General features: G+C 59.5%; 3 protein-coding genes. All 3 read right to left on the bottom strand.

Annotated elements, in window-relative coordinates:
• Window positions 1-591: 591 nt before the first annotated feature.
• Window positions 592-1122 carry an Lcl C-terminal domain-containing protein gene (locus LPW30_RS15770; protein ID WP_239681348.1) on the bottom strand — a complete coding sequence of 177 codons (531 nt, stop codon included), beginning with the start codon at window positions 1120-1122 and terminating at the stop codon, window positions 592-594.
• Window positions 1123-1126: 4 nt separating this feature from the next.
• Window positions 1127-1351, bottom strand: coding sequence for a four helix bundle protein (locus tag LPW30_RS15765; protein ID WP_239681347.1), 225 nt, complete (start codon window positions 1349-1351; stop codon window positions 1127-1129).
• Between the two features lie 27 nt (window positions 1352-1378).
• A partial coding sequence (locus LPW30_RS15760; protein ID WP_239681346.1) for an Lcl C-terminal domain-containing protein occupies window positions 1379-2876 on the bottom strand: 1498 nt, incomplete at its 5' end.

The raw sequence follows: 2876 nt of genomic DNA, 5'->3' as shown, positions 1-2876 counted from the left end.
TTCCACATCGGGTGCGTAGCCCAGAGTGGCCAGGTAGATCTCCGTGACCCGCCAAGGGGTGTCATCTCCCCGCTCGACAGCCTGTGCCGGCCAGCTCACCATCACCAGGGCGAGCATCACAATCGCACACCCCACCCTTCGTGCCCGCATCAGCCGCCAGCAAAAACACCCCATCATGGATACCCCCCGGCGTCCCGGACCCGCCGCCCGTTCCCAGTCCACCCAACGTCGACATGGGCTTGACAAGGCAGACCCCAGACCCGTCCGCCCCCGATAACCTCTAGAAGACGATATGGCCCACGTCAAGCGTGAACGTTAAGAATTTTCCCTTTTTGACCTTTTTTCCAATCCAACACCGGTCCGGTTGCCATCAAACCGCAAACATACGCCAAGACAGCCGCCCTGACTCCAACCCCATCGGGCGCATTGGCGGCATAGGCCCGGGCAGGGCGCTGCGCCCATTCATTGCAGGCCGAATGCCGTTACCAGGCAACGCGCTTCCCATGCTCCGTTTCGGGCCCCACCCGTCGGGACGCAATGCCTGAGCGCCTCCAGTCGCTCTTCGATCCACAAAAAAATACAAAAGGAAAATCACTGTCCGCCGCGCACCAACCGGACCCTGAAGTTGCCGCTCTTGTTGTTCCAGCCGTCGCTGCCAAGGTAGAAGCCGACGAGCCACGCGCCACCCGAATCGCCGGCATAGGGCGAGGCCGACCAGAAAGGGGACGAACGCGTGTCTGGAAACACGTGCTGATTGACGGCGGGCCCTCGTCTGCAAAGCTCGACGATACTACGGAGTTCGTTGATGTTGGGCAGCCGCCATCCGTGCGAATCATGGGCGTGCTGCAGGGCAGTTTGCCAATTCATCTGTGAAGCATTGCCATCACAGCCACTGCCATTCCAGTTCATGCCCTCGGGGCAGCGACGCCATTCCAGGCCCGTGCGCTCGTGGCGCACCACGGCCCCGCCTTCCAGGGGGGTGAACTCGGCGGACGGGGTCGTCTCCACCAGGTCATCCATGCACTCATCACGGGCTGAAGGAATATCAGCATTGGCTACCGAGAACAGAACAGGCGAGCAAGTCAGCAAAGCCAGGGCTAGAAAGGGGCGCAGAGTATGCATGGATTCAAACTCCTCGGGTTTTGCCCCACGGGGGCAATGGGGTTTGGCGCAACCGGCCGGACTGGTCACGCCAAGCACGATTCACCAGCCGGCACACCTGCATGGCCTGGCGGCGCAGCTCAGTTCCCAAGGTGTACTTGTGATAACGGGGGAAGCGGCGTACCGCCTCCTCCGTCAACACCAGCAGGCGTTGGGCATCGCGCCAGATGGGTGCCTTGTTCGCATGCATGTCCGTTATCAAGAAGCAAGCACAAAATCACTGTCCGCCGCGCACCAACCGGACCCTGTTGGTGAAGCTCTTGAAGTGCCAGTAGTCGCGGCCAAAGTCGAAGTTGACGAACCACGCGCGATCCGAACCGCCGGCAGAGGGCGAGGCCGACCAGAAATGGGACGAGCGCGTATTCGGGAAATACGCTTCGTCGATGGCTGGATTGGTCCGCCCCTGGTGAGCAATGGAGCGCAGTTCATCCCGCGTCGGCAGACGCCAGTCGTTGGCACCACACAGACCCTGGTCATTGACCACTTGCACAAAGCCGTGGGTGTCGCAGTTGCTGCCTACGCAGTTGCCACCGTTTTGCGTGCCAGGATTACCCATGTTCGGGCCGTCGGGCTGATACCAGGAGTAGGTGTTGTCGCGGTCGCGCAATCCGCCATCAGTGGTCTTCACTTCCCAGATCAGGCCGGTCACGTTATCGCGCACGCAAGACCACTCGGTAGCGCTCGCCGGCAGGGAGTTGCCATTGGCGTCAAGCTTGGTGAAGTCGAAGCCGGCGGCACCGTCACCTACCTTTTCCAGGTTGCCATCGCGGGCGGCGGCGTCGCGGCCAAAGTCGCCGTCCTGGCCGGGGTAGCCGGCAACCGGACAAGCCAGGTTGTTGGTATCGCCATCGACGCACCAGTCGATGCCAGTGTCGTTCAAACGCTTGGCAGGCCCTGCCATAGCTCCATCACCATCCACAACGCACAGCACTCGCCTGTCATTGTGCCACGAGCCAAGTGAAATAAGATTACCGCCTATTTCATCATGAACCAGGTAGGTGCCCGGCACATCACCATCATGACGACTGATAAAATATGTTCGGCTTGATGAGAAATACTGCTCCCCATCGCGAAGGACGGCCAAACTTCTACCATACTCTGAGTTCAGACGGGCATCCTGAAAGAACTCCGTCATGGAGTTGCCGTCTTCGTAGTAGGCGACAACTTCGTACCAATCCGCCACCCGTGCGTCTTGACCAAACTCAGCAACACACGCATCGGCACGACTGAAGTCATGCGCATAGGTGTCTTCGGTGCCGAAAAAGTGAGTCGAGCGGTCTGTTTCGTCATCATCTCCATGAGCCGCGTCCAGTCTGATTTTCTTCGCATCCTGGAGCCACGCATTACCCTGCTCATCTTTCGCTTCCAGCACCACGTAATAGTCAACGTCACGATCCAGGTCGCCGATCGTCACCCCACTGACCACATCCGCCATCATCCGGCCCTCGGTGCAGGAGGTGTAATTGCGGACATCGCAATCGGCGTCACGGGACACAAAAACGTTGTACGTCCAATCCGAACGCTGATCCCAGCGCATGGTCACCTGGCCTTGAGAGGCGTCCGATTCAAACTCCGGTGAGGGAGGCTTAAGCTGTACGTCCTCTTCCTGTAGCCAGTCAACTATCTGCTCATAGACCGCATGCCCCGCATACCCATCCGCCTGAATATCCATCTGGCCAACAGATCCGTATTGAGACACAGGGCCGCTATCCGAA

Origin of the sequence: Ectothiorhodospira variabilis (assembly GCF_022227625.1) — a bacterium.
Lineage (GTDB): Bacteria > Pseudomonadota > Gammaproteobacteria > Ectothiorhodospirales > Ectothiorhodospiraceae > Ectothiorhodospira > Ectothiorhodospira haloalkaliphila.
The sequence above is the reverse complement of the archived record's forward strand: the minus strand, read 5'-3'. Positions and strand labels throughout refer to the sequence as shown.

Excerpts from the sequence above, each read along its gene's own strand:
- LPW30_RS15770 (WP_239681348.1), bottom strand. The coding sequence starts at position 1,122 with ATGCATACTCTGCGCCCCTTTCTAGCCCTGGCTTTGCTGACTTGCTCG.
- LPW30_RS15765 (WP_239681347.1), bottom strand. The coding sequence starts at position 1,351 with ATGCATGCGAACAAGGCACCCATCTGGCGCGATGCCCAACGCCTGCTG.